The 17,137-nt window shown below is 72.0% G+C and carries 13 protein-coding genes and 1 pseudogene; 7 read left to right on the top strand and 7 right to left on the bottom strand.

Annotated features, from left to right (window positions below):
- Positions 1–4 precede the first annotated feature (4 nt).
- On the top strand, positions 5–307 hold the full coding sequence (locus P3T34_RS11855; RefSeq protein WP_280665995.1) for a hypothetical protein: 303 nt from the start codon (positions 5–7) through the stop codon (positions 305–307).
- A gap of 7 nt (positions 308–314) precedes the next feature.
- On the opposite strand, the gene P3T34_RS11850 is transcribed toward P3T34_RS11855, so the two are convergent.
- Together P3T34_RS11850 and P3T34_RS11845 are read right to left on the bottom strand one after the other, a co-directional pair.
- Positions 315–1,634, bottom strand: coding sequence for an MFS transporter (locus tag P3T34_RS11850; RefSeq protein ID WP_280665994.1), 1,320 nt, complete (start codon positions 1,632–1,634; stop codon positions 315–317).
- Positions 1,635–1,704: 70 nt separating this feature from the next.
- Positions 1,705–2,310 (bottom strand): hypothetical protein, encoded by a 606-nt coding sequence (locus P3T34_RS11845; RefSeq protein WP_280665993.1) that lies wholly within the window; start codon positions 2,308–2,310, stop codon positions 1,705–1,707.
- A 215-nt stretch (positions 2,311–2,525) separates the two neighbouring features.
- Between P3T34_RS11845 and P3T34_RS11840 the strand changes: the two genes are divergently transcribed.
- The gene (locus P3T34_RS11840) at positions 2,526–2,708 is read left to right on the top strand and encodes a hypothetical protein (protein ID WP_280665992.1); all 183 of its coding nucleotides are present in this window, start codon (positions 2,526–2,528) and stop codon (positions 2,706–2,708) included.
- A gap of 58 nt (positions 2,709–2,766) precedes the next feature.
- Here P3T34_RS11840 and P3T34_RS11835 read toward each other — a convergent pair whose 3' ends face one another.
- On the bottom strand, positions 2,767–3,576 hold the full coding sequence (locus tag P3T34_RS11835; protein ID WP_280665991.1) for a site-2 protease family protein: 810 nt from the start codon (positions 3,574–3,576) through the stop codon (positions 2,767–2,769).
- A 148-nt stretch (positions 3,577–3,724) separates the two neighbouring features.
- Between P3T34_RS11835 and P3T34_RS11830 the strand changes: the two genes are divergently transcribed.
- Positions 3,725–7,090 carry a BTAD domain-containing putative transcriptional regulator gene (locus P3T34_RS11830; RefSeq protein ID WP_280665990.1) on the top strand — a complete coding sequence of 1,122 codons (3,366 nt, stop codon included), beginning with the start codon at positions 3,725–3,727 and terminating at the stop codon, positions 7,088–7,090.
- A 35-nt stretch (positions 7,091–7,125) separates the two neighbouring features.
- Here the strand turns inward: P3T34_RS11830 and P3T34_RS11825 are convergent, their stop codons facing one another.
- From P3T34_RS11825 to panB, 3 genes and pseudogenes are all read right to left on the bottom strand, one after another.
- Positions 7,126–7,926: an ABC transporter permease gene (locus P3T34_RS11825; RefSeq protein ID WP_280665989.1), complete on the bottom strand. Its 801-nt coding sequence runs from the start codon at positions 7,924–7,926 to the stop codon at positions 7,126–7,128.
- Entirely contained in the window at positions 7,923–8,942 is a 1,020-nt protein-coding gene (locus P3T34_RS11820) for an ATP-binding cassette domain-containing protein (protein ID WP_280665988.1), read from the bottom strand. The genes P3T34_RS11825 and P3T34_RS11820 overlap by 4 nt, the downstream gene beginning before the upstream one ends.
- A gap of 104 nt (positions 8,943–9,046) precedes the next feature.
- Positions 9,047–9,980 (bottom strand): annotated as a pseudogene (panB, locus tag P3T34_RS11815) (3-methyl-2-oxobutanoate hydroxymethyltransferase).
- A gap of 228 nt (positions 9,981–10,208) precedes the next feature.
- Here panB and P3T34_RS11810 point away from each other — a divergent pair.
- The 3 genes from P3T34_RS11810 to P3T34_RS11800 all read left to right on the top strand — a co-directional run bounded on the left by P3T34_RS11810 (position 10,209) and on the right by P3T34_RS11800 (position 13,733).
- Positions 10,209–11,831, top strand: coding sequence for a DHA2 family efflux MFS transporter permease subunit (locus tag P3T34_RS11810; protein ID WP_280665987.1), 1,623 nt, complete (start codon positions 10,209–10,211; stop codon positions 11,829–11,831).
- Positions 11,832–11,854: 23 nt separating this feature from the next.
- Positions 11,855–12,571, top strand: coding sequence for a helix-turn-helix domain-containing protein (locus P3T34_RS11805; protein WP_280665986.1), 717 nt, complete (start codon positions 11,855–11,857; stop codon positions 12,569–12,571).
- Positions 12,572–12,674: 103 nt separating this feature from the next.
- Positions 12,675–13,733, top strand: coding sequence for an endonuclease/exonuclease/phosphatase family protein (locus P3T34_RS11800; protein ID WP_280665985.1), 1,059 nt, complete (start codon positions 12,675–12,677; stop codon positions 13,731–13,733).
- 17 nt (positions 13,734–13,750) lie between these two features.
- Here the strand turns inward: P3T34_RS11800 and P3T34_RS11795 are convergent, their stop codons facing one another.
- Complete coding sequence (locus tag P3T34_RS11795) at positions 13,751–15,505, bottom strand: NAD+ synthase (protein ID WP_280665984.1); 1,755 nt, start codon at positions 15,503–15,505, stop codon at positions 13,751–13,753.
- Between the two features lie 216 nt (positions 15,506–15,721).
- Here P3T34_RS11795 and glnA point away from each other — a divergent pair, with 216 nt between their 5' ends.
- Positions 15,722–17,083, top strand: coding sequence for a type I glutamate--ammonia ligase (gene glnA, locus P3T34_RS11790; RefSeq protein WP_280665983.1), 1,362 nt, complete (start codon positions 15,722–15,724; stop codon positions 17,081–17,083).
- Positions 17,084–17,137 lie beyond the last annotated feature (54 nt).

The following is a 17,137-nucleotide window of genomic DNA, read 5'->3' as shown; positions in this document are numbered from 1 at the left end:
GGCCATGCCCCTGGGATTCGGCCGCAAGCCCACCGGAAGGCCGGGCGAGTGGTTCTACTGCGTCAAGCACGGCAAGGTCGAGGAGGGCCCGGAGTGCCCGGCCAAGGACCGGCTCGGCCCGTACGCCAGCCGAGAGGAGGCCGGTCGGGCGCTGGAGACGGCCGCCGAGCGCAACCGCGAGTGGCAGACCGACCCGCGCTGGCACGACGACCAGGCTGCCCAACCCGACGGCCGCCCCACCCAACCCGACGGTCGCCCCACCGAGCAGGGCGACCGCCCCACCGAGCAGGGCGAAGGGGGCAAGTGACGCCGAGTCAGGCCGCCGGTGCGACGGCGTCGGGTCGGGCGGCCGTCTGCTCCCGCTGAGCGCGGACGGCCGCCACATGCGGGTCGGTCCGCGCGTCGTAGGCGAGCAGTTTCGGCAGCACGGTCGACAGCCCCAGCACGCCGACCACGCACGCCAACCCGCCCATCCAGACCGAGCCGCGCACCCCGACAACCCCGGCCATTCCGCCCGCCCGGGCCTGGCCGAGCTGCGGGCCGACCGAGTAGCTGAGCAGTTCGACGCCGGCCAGCCGGCCGCGCAGCTCGTCCGGGATGGACTGGTTCCAGATGGTCGACCGGCCCATCCCGCTCACCATGTCCGCGCCGCCCGCGACCGCCAGGAAGAGCAGCACCAGCCAGACGTTGCCCACCAGCCCGGCCAGTGCCATCGCCGCACCCCAGCCGAGCGCGGCCAGCACCACCATCCGGCCGTGCCGGTGCACCCGGGAGGCCCACCCGCTGGTCGCCGAGACCACCAGCGAGCCGACCGCCGAGGCGCCGTACAGCAGGCCGAGCGCCCAGTGCGCGTGCAGGTCGTCGGCCAGGAACGGGAAGATCGCGACGGGGAACGCGAAGAACATCGCGACGATGTCCACCACGTAGGTGCCGAGCAGCTCCGGACGGCTCCAGGCGTACTTGACGCCCGCCACGATCGCCGCCACGGACGGCTTCTCGGCGCCGGTCGGCGGCGGCACCGCGCGCAGCCGCACCAGCAGCAGCAGCGAGACGGCGAAGGTGGCGACGTCCAGCGCGTACGCGGTCTGCACGCCGGCGAAGGCGCAGATGAAGCCGGCCAGCGCCGGGCCGAGCACCGAACTGGTGCTGCGGTAGAGCGAGAGCAGGGCGAAGGCGGCGGTCATCTGCTCGTGCTCGACGATCCGCGGCACCAGGGTGTCCAGCGCCGGGCGCTGCAGGCCGTCCACCGCCGCGACCAGCCCGGCGACCAGGTAGATCGGCCACAGCACCGGGTGCGGCAGCAGCGCGTTGAGCAGCAGCAGGCCGGAGAGCAGGCCGAGCCCGGCCTCCGAGCAGAGCACCAGCTTGCGCCGGTCCAGTGCGTCCGCCAGAGCGCCGCCCCACAGGCCGAAGAAGATCAGCGGCAGCAGCTCGACGGCACCGATCAGGCCGACCGCCAGGTAGGAGCCGGTCAGCTCCTTGACCTGCAGCGGGACGGCCACATAGGTCAGGAAGCTGCCGAAGGAGGAGATGCAGCCCGACCCCCAGAGCAGTCGGAAGTCGCGCGACTCGCGCCAGGGGGAGAGGTCCGGGCGCAGTCGGCGCAGCAGGGTATTCGGGGGATCGTCGCTCACGGGGGTTCATGATGAGCCGCGCTGACGGCCCTGGGCAACGCAATTACGCCCGGAGTGCCTGCCCGCCGGGTCACCAGCGGTTGGCCGGATCGGTGCTCAACCCGGCCACCAGCCGGGCGAGCCGGGAGCCGGCCCGCTGCCGCTGCCCGGCAGCCGTGCTGACCAGGTGCTGGACCAGGTCGAAGCCCGGCTCGTCCGGGCTGTCCACCGTCAGGCTCTCGTGCGCCAGCCCGGCCAGCTCGCGGTCGCCCGCCTCCAGCGCCAGGACGGTCGCCCCGGCGCGCCGCGCGCCGTGCAGCCGCTCCAGCAGCCCGGCGCCCGCCGCGACGGGGGTGACCACCAGCACCGTCTCGCCGCGCCGTGCCTCGGCCAGCCGGTGCAGATCGTGCCGCAGGTGCGCGGGGGCGCCGGGGGTGACCTGGTGCTGCAGCAGCGTCGGCGCCAGCAGCGGGACGCCCGACCAGGCGGCCTCGTCCTGGAGGTGCGCGGCCAGGTGCCACGGCTCGTGCCGCGGGGTACCGACCAGCAGCAGGCCGCGGGCCGAGCGGCGGCTGACCGAACCGCGCAGCGCCCCGGCGAAGGCGCGGGTCGCGGCGAGCAGGCCGGTGCCGGCGGGCTGGTCGGCGAGTTGCCCGGTGAGCTGCTCGGTGAGGGCCGACACTCTCATCGCGTCCATGCGCACCAGGATGGCGCCGGCCACCGGGTCAGGCGGGCGGTTCGGCGCGAGACCCCTCGAACCGGTGAAGATCGCGGGAGATTACGGGAGATCGCCGGAGATCGCGGGCCGCCCAGCGCGCCGACACGGCAGGCCCCGGGCCACCCCGTTGCGGGGCGTCGCGCCGCTTCGGTGAGAATGGGAGCGACACACCCCGACCTCTGGAGCCGGCCGCCATGCCCCGCAACGCCCTGTACGCCTCGATCGTCTTCGTCCTCGCGCTGGCCGCTGCTGTGGTCTCCTTCGTGCAGGGCAACTGGCTCGGCGTGGTCTGGGTGCTGCTGGCGGGCGTCTCCAGCAACATCGCCTGGTTCTACGTGCGCCGGGAGCGGATGGCCAGGGCCGACCAGCCGCTCTGACCGCTCAGCAGCGACCGCTCAGCAGTGACCGTTCAGCACGACCGGTCAGTGTGACCGCTCAGTGCGACCAGAAGCGGAACAGGTACTGCCCCACCTCGGCGAAGCCGCCCTGCACGCCGAACACGCCGAGGATGTCGTAGACCAGGCCGAAGAACCACTGGTTGACCTGCGACTGCCACAGCACGACGAAGACCGCCATCAGCCCGTACGGCGCGAAAGGCTGCACCGCGCGGCGGGTCTTCAGCGAGAGCCAGGGCTCGACGATCCCGTAACCGTCCAGGCCGGGCACCGGCAGCAGGTTCAGCAGCGCAGCGCTGACCTGAAGCATGCCGAGGAAGGACAGCGCGGCCGCGAAGGGGCTCACCGGGTACCCGTCGACCTGCAGGGTGGCGGGCAGGCCGTCCAGCCAGCCGGCGCCGACCGGTACCAGCAGCACGACGGCGCAGACCAGGTTCACCAGCGGTCCGGCCGCCGAGATCAGGCTGTGCTTGAGCCGCCCCTGGATCCGGTGCCGCTCGATGAAGACCGCGCCGCCGGGCAGGCCGATGCCGCCCAGCACCACGAAGACCACCGGCAGCACGAAACTCATCACCGCGTTGGCGTACTTGAACGGGTTGAGCGTCAGATAGCCCTTGGCGCCAACCGTGATGTCGCCGCCGTGCAGCGCGGTGCGCGCGTGCGCGTACTCGTGCAGGCAGAGCGAGACCATCCAGCCCGCGACCACGAAGAGGAAGACGCCGAAGCCGGTGGTGCCGTAGCCGGTCCACACCGCCCAGCCGGAGGTGCCCAGTATCGCCAGCAGGACCCAGAACACCGGGCTGATCCGGCGCTCCTCGCTGCGTGGGCGGTGCGTGTCGGCGTAGCTCATCGTGTTCGGGTCTCCGAGAGGGCTGGGTGGTTGGCGCGGAACCCCACCGATGATGCCAGTTGCGGGGGCCCGTCCGTAGAACGGCCGTGACAGAGGAACGAGGGCAGCCCGGTCCCGGTTCCGCGCGGGCTACCGACAGAATGGTCCGGTGCACTACGGCATCCTCGGTACCACCACGGCCCATCACGACGACGGCACCCCGGTCCCGCTCGGCGGCGCCCGGCTGCGGGCGCTGCTCGCGGCGCTGGTCCTGCGCCAGGGGCGGCCGGTGTCGGCCGAGCTGCTGGTGGGCGAGGTCTGGGACGGCGAGCTGCCGCAGGACGCCGCCGCGGCGCTGCAGACCCTGGTCGGGCGGCTGCGCCGGACCGTCGGGCGCGAGGAGGTCGGCTCGGGGCCGGGCGGCTACTGGCTGACCGGGTCGGACACCGACCTCGGCCGCTTCCAGCAGCTGGCCGAGCGCGGCCGCACCGCGCTGGAGGCCGGCGAGTCGGAGCAGGCCGCGCGGCAGCTGCGCGAGGCGCTGGCGCTGTGGCGCGGACCGGCGCTGGCGGACCTGCCGGACCGGGCGGGCAGCGCGGTGCGGCTGGAGGCGCAGCGCGCCGACGTGCTGCGCCAGCGGATCGCCGCGGACCTGGCGCTGGGGCGTGCCGCCGAGGTGTCCGCCGAGCTGGCCGGCCTCTGCGCGGACCGGCCGCTGGACGAGCCGCTGCACGTGCTGTGGCTGCGCGCGCTGCACCGCTCCGGGCGTACGGCCGAGGCGCTGAGCCGCTACGAGACGGTGCGGCGATCGCTGGCGGACCGGCTTGGCGTCGACCCCGGCTCGCAACTCGCCGAGCTCCACCGCGAGTTGCTCTCGTCCGACGCTGCCCCCAAGGCCCCGGCCCCGGCCCGGCAGGCTCTGAAGCTCACCCCGGTACGACCCGCCCCCGCCGGCAACCTGCGGGCCCGGCTGACCAGCTTCGTCGGCCGCGAGCAGGACCTCGACACGCTCGCCGCCCTGCTCACCAGCGCCCGACTGGTCACTCTCACCGGCCCCGGCGGCTCCGGCAAGACCCGGCTCTCCGTCGAGGCCGGCCACCGCGCCCAGCTGGACGGCGCCCAGCTGGACGGCGCCTGGCCCGACGGCAGCTGGCCCGACGGCACCTGGCTGGCCGAACTCGCCCCGCTGCAGAGCCCGTCCGCCGTCCCGGGCGCGGTGCTCTCCGCGCTCGGCCTGCGCGGCACCCTGCTGCACCACGGCCTGGTGACCGAGGCCGCCGAGGGGCGGGAGGACCCGCTGCGCCGGATCATCGAGCACTGCGGCCGCGGCCGGATGCTGCTGATCCTGGACAACTGCGAGCACCTGATCCAGGCCGCCGCCGAGCTGGCCGACCAACTACTCACCGAATGCCCGGGGTTGACCATCCTGGCGACCAGCCGCGAGCCGCTCGGGGTGCCCGGCGAGGCCGTCCTGCCGGTCGAGCCGCTGCCGGACCCGGTGGCGCTGCGGCTGCTCGCCGAGCGCGGCGCCGCCGCCCGGGCGGGCTTCGACCCGGCCGACGACCCGGCGGCCTGCGCCGAGATCTGCCGCCGCCTGGACGGTCTGCCGCTCGCCATCGAGCTGGCCGCGGCCCGGCTGCGCAGCATGACCGCGGCTCAGCTGGCCGCCCGGCTGGACGGCCGCTTCGCGCTGCTCACCGGCGGCAGCCGGACCGTGCTGCCACGCCAGCAGACGCTGCGCGCGGTGGTCGACTGGAGCTGGGAGCTGCTGGACAAGCGCGAACGCGCGGTGCTGCGCCGGCTCTCGGTCTTCTCGGGCGGCTGGACCCTGGAGGACGCCGCCGAGGTCTGCTCCGACGTCGCCGAGCTGCCGGCCGAGGACGTCGCCGAGCTGATCTTCTCGCTGGTCGACAAGTCCCTGCTGGTGGCCGGCCTCGACCCGCAGGGTCCGCCGCGCTACCGGATGCTGGAGACCATCCACGAGTACGCCGCCGAGCGTCTCGCGCAGGCGGCCGAACCCGAGGTGGCACTGCGCCACCTGGCCTGCTTCCGCGAGCTGGTACGCACCGCCGAACTCAGTCTGCACGGGCCTCGCCAGGCGCACTGGCTTGAGGTGCTGGAACGCGAGAAGGACAACATCCGGGCCGCGATGCGCCGGGCCGTGGACGGCAACCGCGAGCCGGACGCGCTGGTGCTGGTGCTGGGCATGTCCTGGTTCTGGGGCATGCGCAACTACCGTGAGGAGTCGCAGCGCTGGTTCGCGGCAGTGGCCGCGCTGGGCCCGGACCCGTACGCCGCCGACGCCCCCGCGCCGCAGCCGCTGGACCGGCTGCCGCTGGAGTACCCGATGCCGCTCGCCGAGCCGGTGCTGGACGAGATGCGCCGCCAGCTGCGCCTGCAGTTGCTGGTGTCCAAGTTCGACGCCGGCATGGAGGTGATGGGCAACCTGGGCAACGTCGAGCTGGCCGAGCGGATCCTGGCGGTCTACGGCCCCGACCTGCCGCAGTCGTACACCGTCACGCCGCTGCTGCGGGTCTTCGCCGGCTTCCTCTCCGGTTGGATGCACCGGATGCACGAGCTGCTGGACGACGCGGTGGCGGGCTGCCGCCGTTACGGCCACGACAGCGCGCTCGCCTTCGCGCTGCAACTGCGGGCGAAGATGTCCAACGACCTGTCGAGCGAGCTGTCGCAGGCCGCCGAGGACGGCGTCGAGGCCCTGGAGATCTACACCCGGCTCGGCGACGGCTGGGGGATGGCCGAGGCGTTCACCGCGCGGGCCGAGACGGCCGCCAACCTGGGCGACTCGGCCACGGCCGTGCACTACTACGAGCGGTCCATCGAGCTGGCCGAGGAGTTGGGCGCCCGCCAGGACATCCCGACACTCCGGATCCGGCTGGGGGAGGCGCTGATGGCGAGCGACCCGTCGGCCGGTGAGCTGCTGGTCCGCCGGACCGTGGCCGAGCTGCGCCCCGGCGACGACCCGGGCGGCAGGGTGCGGCTCTTCGGCCACCTGCTGCTCTGCGGGTTGCAGACCGATCGGGGCGAGTACGAGGACGCCGAGCGCGAGCTGGACACGCTCTCGGCCCTGGACACCCAGCTCGGCGCGACCGTCCCCGAGGTCTTCGAGGGGATGTTCAGCTGCACCCGCGCGCTGGTGACCGCCCTGCGCGGTGAGATCCCCACCGCCGTGGAGCAGTTGCGTCAGGGACGCCGGCTGCTGCGCGCGGTGCCGGGCTCGGCCTCGGTCTTCGCCCAGCACGTGACGATGATGGTGCTCCCGGTCGCGGTCGCCGTCCTGGCCCTCGCGGCCCGCTCCGAGGGTGACCTGCAGTCGGCCCGGGGGCTGACCGTACTCTTCGGCGCGCACAGCGAGTTGACGGTGCAGGGCACCTATCTGCTGCGGCGCCAGTCCGCCCGTTCCCGTGAGCTGCTGCTCGGGGTGCTCGGCGAGGCGGAGTACGAGCGCGCGTACGCCGAGGGCGCCGGCCTCCCGTGGGAGGAGGCCGTCGCCCTGTTCGATGAGCTCATCGGGTGATCCGGCCCCCGGCCCCCCGGCCACCCGGCTGCCGCTCAGGCCTTCTTGCGGAACTGCGCGACGGCCAGCGGCGCGGTGATCGCGGTGATCCCCACCGACCAGATCAGCACCATGGTCACCGAGTGCGCCAGCGGTCCGCCGTTGATCAGGCTGCGGCACGCGTCGGCCAGATTGGAGAGCGGGTTGTAGCGGGTGAAGGCCCGCAGCCAGGCCGGCATGGTGCTGGTCGGCGCGAAGATCGAACTGCCGAACTGCAGCGGCATGATCACCACCATGCTGACCCCCTGGACGGCCTGCGCGCTGCGCATCACCAGGCCCAGCAGCATCGAGATCCAGACCATCGACATGCCGAAGAGCAGCGAGAGCCCGACCGCGGCGAGCACGCCCAGCGAGCCGGTCCGCAGCTGCAACCCGAGGATCAGCGAGAAGCCGATCAGGACGGTGAACGAGACCAGCCCGCGGCAGACCTCGGCCGCCAACTTGCCGACCAGTACCGAGGATCGGGCGATCGGCAGGGTGCGGAAGCGGTCCATCACCCCGGTCTGGAAGTCGGTGTTCAGGCCGGTCCCCACCGCCATCGCCAGGTTGAGGCCGGTGGTGCCCAGCAGACCCGGGATCATGTACTGCTTGTAGTCCTGCTGGCTGCCCGAGACGGCGCCGCCGAAGACGTAGACGAAGAGCACCGTGAAGATGATCGGCACCAGCACCGCGTCCAGCATCGACTCCGGGTCGGCCTTGATCCGCATCAGGTTGCGCCGGGTCAGCGCGCCGACGTGGCGCAGGTAGCCGGCCGGTCCGATCCGGCCGTCCGACATCAGGTAAGTAGCGCTGCTCATGCCTGCGGCTCCTTCGGTGCGCTGCTGCTCGTGCCGGTGATGGTGAGGAAGACCTCGTCCAGGCTGGGCACCAAGGTGTCGATGCCCGCGACGCCGAACCCGCGGGTGCCCAGCACCCCGATGACGGCGGTCAGTTGCTCCTCGCCGGTGATCGGCACCGCGAGCAGTCCGGCATCGGGCGAGACGCTCGCCCCGGTGATCCCCGACTCGGTCAAGCAGCGGGCCATCTCCGGGAGTTCGAGCGGGTCCACCGGACGAACCTGCAAAGTCTGGCCGCCCACCTGGGACTTGAGTCCGGCCACCGATCCGGCGGCTATCACCCGGCCCTTGTCGATCACGGTCAGGTCGTCGGCCAACTGCTCGGCCTCCTCCATGTACTGGGTGGTGAGCAGCACGGTCGAGCCCTCCGCGACCATCCGCTTCACCTCGTCCCAGACCTCGTTGCGGGTGCGCGGGTCCAGGCCGGTGGTCGGCTCGTCCAGGTAGAGCACCTTGGGGCGGCCGATCATGCTGGCCGCCAGGTCGAGTCGCCGGCGCATCCCGCCCGAGTAGGTCTTGGCCTCGCGCTTGGCGGCCGCGGTGAGCGAGAAGCGCTCCAGCAGCTCGGTGGCGCGAGCCTTGGCGTCCTTGCGGGAGAGATCGAGCAGCCGGCCGATCAGGTAGAGGTTCTCGTAGCCGGAGAGCAGCTCGTCGACCGAGGCGTACTGCCCGGTCAGGCCGATCGTGCGGCGCAGCTGGTTCGGCTGGCGCAGTACGTCGAAGCCGCCGACCACGGCGCTTCCGGCGTCCGGCCTGACGAGCGTGGAGAGCACCCGGATCAGCGTGGTCTTTCCGGCGCCGTTGGGCCCGAGCACGCCGCGCACGGTGCCCTGCTCGACCACGAGGTCGACGCCGTCCAGCGCCTTGGTCTCCCCGAAGTGCTTGACGATGCCGCGGGCCTCGACGGCGTGGTCGGAGTCCCGACGGACTTCCCTGGTGTGCCCCCGGTCGTTCGGGGCGGTGACGGTCTGTGTCATGCCCCCAGGCTGTCCGCCCCGGCTGTCAGCCCGCTGTCAGGGCTCTGTCGCCCCTGACAGCGGGCTGTCATCGCACTACTGTCATCGCACTACTGGCCGGGATATCAGTGGAAGCTGTGCTCCGCCGCGGGGAAGGTGCCGCTGGAGACGTCGGCGGCGAACGCGCGGGCCGCGGTGCCGAGGACCGACCGCAGGTCGGCGTACTGCTTGACGAACTTCGGGACGTGCCCGGACGTCATGCCGGCCATGTCCGTCCAGACCAGCACCTGCGCGTCGCAGTCGGGTCCTGCCCCGATGCCCACGGTCGGGATCGCCATCAACTCGGTGACCTGGGCGGCGAGTTCGGCGGGGACGGCCTCGAGTACCACGGCGAAGGCGCCGGCCTGCTGGACGGCCTTGGCGTCGCGCACCAGCTTGTGCGCCGCCTCGTCGCCGCGCCCCTGCACGGGATAGCCGCCCAGCGCGTGCACCGACTGCGGGGTCAGCCCGATGTGCGCCATCACCGGCACTCCGGCCTCCACCAGCAGCTCGATGACGTGGGCGCTGCGCTCGCCGCCCTCCAGCTTGACGGCGCCGGCCCCCGCCTCCTTCATCAGGCGGGCCGCGTTGCGCATCGCCTGGGCGGGGGGACTCCTGGTAGGAGCCGAACGGCATGTCGGCGACGATCAGGGCGCGCTTGGTACCGCGCACCACGGCCGCCGAGAGCATCGTCATCTCGTCCATCGTGACCGGCACGGTCGTCTCGTAGCCCAGGTGGCAGTTGCCCGCCGAGTCGCCGACCAGCAGCACCGGGATGCCGGCCTCGTCGAAGACCCCGGCGGTGAGCGCGTCGTAGGCAGTGAGCATCGACCAGCGCTCGCCGCGCTGCTTGGCGGCGGCCAGGTCCCGGACGGTGACGCGGCGGTTGGTGACCCCGCCGTACAGAGAGGTGCCTGCCGAGCCGGACTGCGGCGTCTGGCCTGCTGACGGCGTCTGGCCGGACGGCGGCGTCTGGCTCGCCGGCGGCGTTTGGGCAGGCGAAAGCGGAGAAGCGTTCATGGAACAGGCTCCTGAAGGGTTGTCGTCTCGTGGCGCCGTGCGGCGTCCCCGGATTCCCTCCATGCTTGCACGACCGACCTGCGGTGCAAAAGACCCCGGAGCGTGGCTCAATGGTTATCCGATACGGATCCGTCTCGTATCGAATACCCGCTACGCTGATGAAGAGCTTTACGAGACGCAGGCGTCTCGAAGCACGCCGACCACCTTCGTCCGGACGGGGACACACCGATGACCGCCGCAACAGCCACCGCGCCACCCCCATCACGGGTGCCGGAGGCCATCCACCGCCGCCGCTGGGCGATCCTGGGGACGCTGCTCCTCGCCCTGCTGGTGGTCGTGCTCGACAACTCGATCCTGAACGTCGCGATGAAGACCATCGCGACCCCGGCTCCGGTGGGCCTGGGCGCCACCCAGAGCAACCTCGAGTGGGCGATCAACTCCTACACCCTGGTCTTCGCGGGCCTGCTCTTCACCTCAGGCCTGCTCGGTGACCGGTTCGGCCGCAAGAAGGCGCTGCTCGCGGGCATGCTGGTGTTCGGCGTCGGCTCGCTGCTCTCCGCGATGGCGAGCAGCCCCGGCGAGCTGATCGGCTTCCGCGCGGTGATGGGCCTGGGCGGCGCCTTCGTGATGCCGGCCACGCTCGCCATCATCATGAACGTCTTCGAGCGGCACGAGCAGCCCAAGGCGATCGGCATATGGGCCGGCGCCGTGGGCCTGGCCATCGCGATCGGTCCGATCACCGGTGGCCTGCTGATCGAGCACTTCTGGTGGGGCTCGGTCTTCCTGATCAACGTGCCGATCGTCGCGGTCGCGCTGGTCCTGATGTTCCTGCTGGTCCCGGACTCCAAGGACCCCAACCCCGGCAAGCTGGACCCGATCGGCGTACTGCTCTCGATCATCGGCCTGGTGGCGCTGATCTACGGGATCATCAAGGGCGGCGAGCTGGCCGACTTCACCGCCGCCGGTGCGGTCGTCCCGGTGGTCATCGGCCTGCTCGCGCTGACCGCGTTCGTGCTCTACGAGAAGCGGGTCAGCCACCCGGCGCTGGACGTCACCTGGTTCCGCAACAGGGTGTTCTCCACCTCGGTGACCGTGGTCGGCCTGGTCTTCTTCGCGCTGATGGGCGTCTCGTTCTTCGGCGTCTTCTACACCCAGAGCGTGCGCGGCTACAGCCCGCTGGCCGCGGGTGCGCTGATGCTGCCGCTGGCCGTCGCCCAGCTGCTCTTCGCGCCCCGCGCCCGGCTGGTGGTGGACCGCCTCGGGGTCCGCGCCACCTGCGCCGGGGGCATGGCGCTGATCGCGATCGCCTTCCTCGGCTACCTGCTGCTGGGCACCACCACCCCGATCTGGGTGCTTGAGGTGATCGGCTTCATCATGGGCGCCGGCATGGCGCACGTGATGCCGCCGGTGACCGTCTCCATCATGGGCTCGCTGCCGCGCGAGAAGGCCGGTGCGGGCTCCGCGCTGAACAACACCTTCCGCCAGGTCGGCGGCTCGCTCGGGGTCGCGGTGCTCGGCGCGGTGCTCTCGACCGTCTACCGCAACGGCATCTCCGACCACCTGAGCACGCTGCCGGCGGGCCTGCGGGAGACGGCCGGTGAGTCGATCGAGGCCACCCTCGGCGTGGCGGGCGGGCTCGGCCCGCAGGGCCAGGCGCTGGTGCACCCGGCGTACGACTCCTTCATCCACGCCATGCACGTGGTGGCCGGGCTGTCCGCCGGGGTGACGCTGGTCGGCGCCCTGCTCGCCTGGTTCTTCCTGCCGGGCAAGGTGGCCGGCAGCCCCGCCGGTCCGCCCGCCGGGGTGGACGCAGCGCGTGCCGCCGAGCCCGTCCCGCAGGCCAAGGCCTGAGTGCTCGGATGGAGAATGGGCGCATGGACACCGATCGTCAGGCCCCTCCCGCCGCCCCCGTCGCGGCTCCGCCCTGCACGGCGGCGCCGCGGCGGGGGCGTCCGCGTTCGGAGGCTGCCGAGCAGGCCATCTTCGACGCGGTCGAGCGGCTGATGATGGACGGCACCGGGCTGGCGGACCTCACCATCGAGGGCATCGCGCAGGCCGCGGGCGTCGGCAAGGCGACCATCTACCGGCGCTGGCCCAACAAGGAGGCCCTGCTGGTCGACGCCGTGGTCCGGCTGGAGGACCCTGAGCCGGTGCTGAGCGGGCGCAGCGCCCGCGAGGACCTGATCGAGGTGCTGGAGTACATGCGGCGCCGGGGCCTGGCCAAGCGCTCGCACTGGGTGCTGATGCTGGTCTTCAACCAGCTGAACTCGCTGCCCGAGCTGAAGAAGGTCTACTACGAACGGGTGATCCGGCGCCGTCGCCAGGCGATCCGCGCCGTGACCCGGCGCGGCGTCGAGTCGGGTGAGTTCCGCGCCGATCTCGACCTGGACCTGCTGGCCGAGCTGCTGGTCGGGGGAATGCTGACACGCACCGTGCTGTGGGAGGACTCCCCGCTGGACGACCCCGGGCTCTCCGCCACCATGGTGGACGCGCTGCTGGCCGGCCTGGCCGGCCCGGCCCACGTTCCCGCCCCCGCTGCGGCTGGTGAAGCGGTGACGGGATCGGCACAATCGCGCCGGAACCCGGTCTGACCGGGCGCGCGTCTGTCCCGTCATAGGCTGGGCCGAGAATCGGATCAATTGCGCCGAAACATGGCACGGCCCGGACAGCACGCGAGCACCAAGGGGTCACAGAATGACGCAGCCGGGCGAGGCATGGGCGCAGACCGACGGCATCGAGGCGGCCGCTGAACCGGTCGCTGAGCCGGTCGCCGGGCCGGTCGCCGCGGCTGCGGCGTCCCGGTGGAGCTGGGGACCGGACCGCAGGGGCCGTTCCTGCTGGCGCCGCGGCCGGCTGCTCGCCGGCGCGGCCGTGCTGCTCGCCCTGCTGCTGGCCGGCCACGCGCAGCTGCCGAACTCGGTCGGCAACCTCGGCAGCCTGCTGGAGACCTTCCTGCCCTGGTTCGGCCTGCTGGTGCCGGTGCTGCTCGCGCTGGCGCTCTGGCGCCGCTCGGCGACCGCGCTGGTGGCGCTGCTGCTGCCGGTGGTGGTCTGGACGAACCTGTTCGGCGGCCTGCTGAGCGACAAGAGCACCGGCAAGGGCGACTTCACCGTGCTCACCCACAACGTCGAGGCGGGCAACACCGACCCGGGCGGCACGGTGAAGCTGGTGATCGGCTCCGGCGCGCAGATCGTCGCACTGGAGGAGCTGGCCGGTGACGCGCTGTCCACCTACGAGTCGGGCCTGGCCGCCGCGTACCCCTACCACGTGGTGGAGGGCACGGTCGGACTCTGGTCCAAGTACCCGATCGGCGGCACCCGGGTGGTGGACATCAAGATCGGCTGGACCAGGGCCTTCCGCGCCCAGGTCAGCACCCCGCAGGGGCCGCTGGCCGTGTACGTCGCGCACATGCCGTCCGTACGGGTGAAGTTCGACGCGGGCTTCACCGCCGACCAGCGGGACGTCAGCGCGCAGGCGCTCGGTGACGCGATCCAGGACGAGCCGCTGAAGAAGGTGCTGCTGCTCGGCGACATGAACGGGACCATGAACGACCGCAGCCTGGCCCCGCTCACCTCGCAGCTGCGCTCGGCCCAGGGCACCGCGGGCGCCGGGTTCGGCTTCAGCTGGCCGTCCTCGTTCCCGATGGCGCGGATCGACCAGATCATGAGCCGCGGGCTGGCCCCCACCGACTCCTGGGTGCTGCCGGCGGACGGCAGCGACCACCGGGCGATCGCTGCCGACTTCCGCTACTAGGACCGACCGCTCGTCGGCTACCCGCGCCGCCAGCCGTTGGTGATGGGCAGCCGGCGGTCGCGCCCGAAGCCCTTCTTGGAGATCTTCGGGCCCGGCGGGTACTGCCGGCGCTTGTACTCGGCGGTGTCCACCAGGCGCACCACCCGGTCCACCACCGCCGCCTCGAAGCCCAGCGCCACGATGGCGTCGCGGCCCTGGTCGCCCTCGATGTAGGCGTCCAGGATCGAGTCCAGCAGGTCGTAGTCGGGCAGCGAGTCGCTGTCCACCTGGTCCGGGCGCAGCTCGGCGCTCGGCGGCTTGAGGATGGTGTTCTCCGGGATCGGCGGCGTCTCGCCGCGCTCGGCGGCCACCTGGTTGCGCCACTTCGCGAGCTGGAAGATCAGTGACTTGTAGACGTCCTTGATCGGCCCGTAGGCGCCCACCGAGTCGCCGTACAGCGTCGAGTAGCCGACCGCCAGCTCGCTCTTGTTGCCGGGCGCCAGGACGATGTGGCCCTCCTGGTTGGAGATCGCCATCAGCAGCGTGCCGCGCAGCCGGGACTGCAGGTTCTCCTCGGCCAGGCCGGTCAGCCCGAGCGCGCCCATGTAGGCGTCGAACATCGGGGCGATCGGGACGGTGCGGAAGTTCAGCCCGGTGCGGCGGGCCAGCTCGGCGGCGTCGTCGCGGGAGTGCTGCGAGGAGTACTGGCTGGGCATCGACACGCAGTGCACGTTCTCGGCGCCGATCGCGTCCACCGCGATCGCGGCCACCAGTGCGGAGTCGATGCCGCCCGAGAGGCCGATCAGCACCGACTTGAAGCCGTTCTTGCGCACGTACGCGCGAGTGCCGGCCACCAGTGCGGCGTAGATCTCCGCCTCGTCGTCGATCCGTGGCGCGATGGCGGCGGACTCGGGGTGCTGGGGCTGCTCGCGCACCTCGCCGCCCAGTTCGGTGCGGACCAGGTGCAGGCCGTCGCTGAGCAGCAGTCCGTCGGTGTCGTCCGAGTCGGCGGCCGGCAGCTCCAGGTCCAGGACGAGCAGGCTCTCCTCGAACTGCGGAGCGCGCGCCAGCACCTGGCCCGCCGCGTCGACCACCAGCGAGTCGCCGTCGAAGACCAACTCGTCCTGCGCGCCGACCATGTTGAGGTAGGCGAGCGTGCAGCCGGCCTCGGCGGCCCGGCGCTGGACCAGGTCGAGCCGCTCGTCGTCCTTGTTGCGCTCGTACGGTGATCCGTTGATCACCAGCAGCAGCCCGGCACCGGCCTCCCGGGCGGCGGTGACCCGGCCGCCGTCCTGCCAGATGTCCTCGCAGATCGCCAGCGCGACGTCCACGCCGTGCAGGCGCAGCACCGGGAGCTGGTCGCCGGGGACGAAGTAGCGGTACTCGTCGAAGACGCCGTAGTTGGGCAGGTGGTGCTTGGCGAAGCGGGTGGCCACCTGGCCGCGGTGCAGTACGGCCGCGCAGTTCTGCGGCGAGCCGGCCGGGCGGCCGAGCTTGGGGGAGTCCCGGTCGGAGCGCCCCAGGTAGCCGACCAGCACCGGCAGCTCGCCGAGGCCCTCGGCGGCCAACTCGGCGGCCAGCGCCACCAGGGCGGCCCGCGAGCCTTCCACGAACGACTGGCGCAGGGCGAGGTCCTCGACCGGGTACCCGGTCAGGGCCATCTCGGGAAAGGCGACCAACTGCGCGCCGCGCTCGGCGGCGCGCCTGGTCCAGCGCACCACTTCCTCGCTGTTGCGCGCGATGTCGCCGACGGAGGGGTCGAACTGGCTCAGGGCGAGGCGGAGACTGGGCATGTCGTCAGTGTAATCGTCGTTCTGACGCTATGGGGGGTCGGGTGCCGGTCGGCTACCGGTCGGCTGCCTCCCGCGCCACCTGTTCACCCGCCCTGGGTGCCCCGGAGGGCGTCCGATCCGCGATGATGGGGCCAATAGTGCATACGCCCGAGCAGAGCGCCCCGGCGCGGCCCCAGGCGTAACACGAACGTAAAGAGCAGAGGTGAGACTGTCCCCATGGGCAAGCAGCAGGAGTTCGTGCTTCGTACGCTCGAAGAGCGTGACATCCGGTTCGTCCGGCTGTGGTTCACCGATGTGCTCGGCTTCCTCAAGTCGGTGGCGGTCGCCCCGGCCGAGTTGGAGCAGGCCTTCGAGGAGGGGATCGGCTTCGACGGCTCGGCGATCGAGGGTTTCGCCCGGGTCTACGAGTCCGACATGATCGCCAAGCCGGACCCGACCACCTTCCAGATACTGCCCTGGCGCTCGGAAACGCCCGGCACGGCCCGGATGTTCTGCGACATCATGATGCCGGACGGCTCGCCGTCGTACGCGGACCCGCGCTTCGTCCTCAAGCGCACCCTGGAGAAGGCCTCCGCCCTCGGGTTCACCTTCTACACCCACCCCGAGATCGAGTTCTTCCTGCTCAAGAACCTCCCGCACGACGGCACCCCGCCGGTGCCGGCCGACCAGTCCGGCTACTTCGACCACACCCCGCGCGGGGTGGGCCACGACTTCCGGCGCCAGGCGATCACCATGCTGGAGTCGATGGGCATCTCGGTCGAGTTCTCGCACCACGAGGGCGCCCCCGGCCAGCAGGAGATCGACCTCCGCTACGCCGACGCGCTCTCCACCGCCGACAACATCATGACCTTCCGGCTGGTCATGAAGGAGGTCGCGCTGGAGCAGGGCGTGCACGCCAGCTTCATGCCCAAGCCCTTCTCCGAGCACCCCGGTTCGGGTATGCACACCCACCTCTCGCTCTTCGAGGGCGACCGCAACGCCTTCCACGAGACCGGCGCCGAGTACCAGCTCTCCAAGGTCGGCCGCTCCTTCATCGCCGGCCTGCTGCGGCACGCCGCCGAGACCGCCGCCGTCACCAACCAGTGGGTCAACTCCTACAAGCGGATCTGGGGTGGCTCGCAGCGCACGGCCGGCGCCGGCGGCGAGGCCCCCTCGTACATCTGCTGGGGCCACAACAACCGCTCGGCCCTGATCCGGGTCCCGATGTACAAGCCCGGCAAGCAGGGCTCCACCCGCATCGAGGTCCGCTCCCTGGACACCGGCTGCAACCCCTACCTCGCCTACGCCGTCACCCTCGCCGCCGGCCTCAAGGGCATCGAGGAGGGCTACGAACTCCCGCCGGGCGCCGACGACGACGTCTGGGCCCTCTCCGACGCCGAACGCCGCGCGATGGGCATCCAGCCCATGCCGCAGAACCTCGGCGAGGCCATCGACCTGATGCAGCGCAGCGAACTCGTCGCCGAAACCCTCGGCGAGCACGTCTTCGACTTCTTCCTGCGCAACAAGCGCCAGGAGTGGGAGGAGTACCGCTCCGAGGTCACCCCCTTCGAACTCCGCAAGAACCTCCAGGTGCTGTAAGGCTCTGTTCGATGGACGGCCCCGGGCCGGCGACTCCATGTCGCCGGCCCGGGG

Origin of the sequence: Kitasatospora sp. MAP12-44 (genome assembly GCF_029892095.1) — a bacterium.
GTDB lineage: Bacteria > Actinomycetota > Actinomycetes > Streptomycetales > Streptomycetaceae > Kitasatospora.
The sequence above is the reverse complement of the archived record's forward strand: the minus strand, read 5'-3'. Positions and strand labels throughout refer to the sequence as shown.